At 70.2% G+C, this 779-nt stretch carries 1 protein-coding gene; it reads left to right on the top strand.

Features of this window, described 5'->3' with window-relative positions:
* A partial coding sequence (locus HC022_RS27980) for a bifunctional methylenetetrahydrofolate dehydrogenase/methenyltetrahydrofolate cyclohydrolase (protein ID WP_167454540.1) occupies positions 1 to 779 on the top strand: 779 nt, incomplete at both ends.

Below are 779 nucleotides of genomic sequence, written 5' to 3'. Positions count from 1 at the left end.
GCGCATGTGGCGCGGCTGAAGGCGGACCACGGCATCACGCCGGGTCTGGCGGTGGTGCTCGTGGGCGAGGACCCGGCGAGCCAGGTCTATGTCCGCAACAAGGGCAGGCAGACCCTCGAGACCGGGATGCAGAGCTTCGAGTACAAGCTGCCCGCCGAGACCTCCGAGGCCGACCTGCTGGCGCTGGTGGAGCGGCTGAACGCCGATCCGGCGGTGCATGGCATCCTCGTGCAGCTGCCGCTGCCGGACCACATGAACGCGGACGCGGTGATCAACGCGATCTCGCCCGCCAAGGACGTGGACGGGTTCCACATCTCGAACGTGGGCCTCCTGGGCACCGGCCAGAAGAGCATGGTGCCCTGCACGCCGCTCGGCTGCCTGATGATGCTGCGCGACCAGCTCGGCTCGCTTTCCGGGCTCGACGCGGTGGTGATCGGGCGCTCGAACATCGTCGGCAAGCCGATGGCGCAGCTGCTGCTGGGCGAGAGCTGCACCGTGACCATCGCGCATTCCCGGACGAAGAACCTCGCCGAGGTGGTGCGCCGGGCCGACATCGTGGTGGCGGCGGTGGGCCGTCCGCAGATGGTGCCGGGCGACTGGATCAAGCCGGGCGCCACGGTGATCGACGTGGGCATCAACCGCATCGACGCGCCCGAGAAGGGCGAGGGCAAGACCCGGCTCGTGGGCGACTGCGACTACGACAGCTGCGCCGAGGTGGCGGGGGCGATCACCCCGGTGCCGGGCGGCGTCGGTCCGATGACCATCGCCTGCCTGCTGGC

The organism is Salipiger sp. HF18, from assembly GCF_011806505.1.
Classification (GTDB): domain Bacteria; phylum Pseudomonadota; class Alphaproteobacteria; order Rhodobacterales; family Rhodobacteraceae; genus Salipiger; species Salipiger thiooxidans.
Note: the sequence above shows the minus strand (reverse complement) of the source record. Positions and strands in the feature narration are given on the sequence as shown.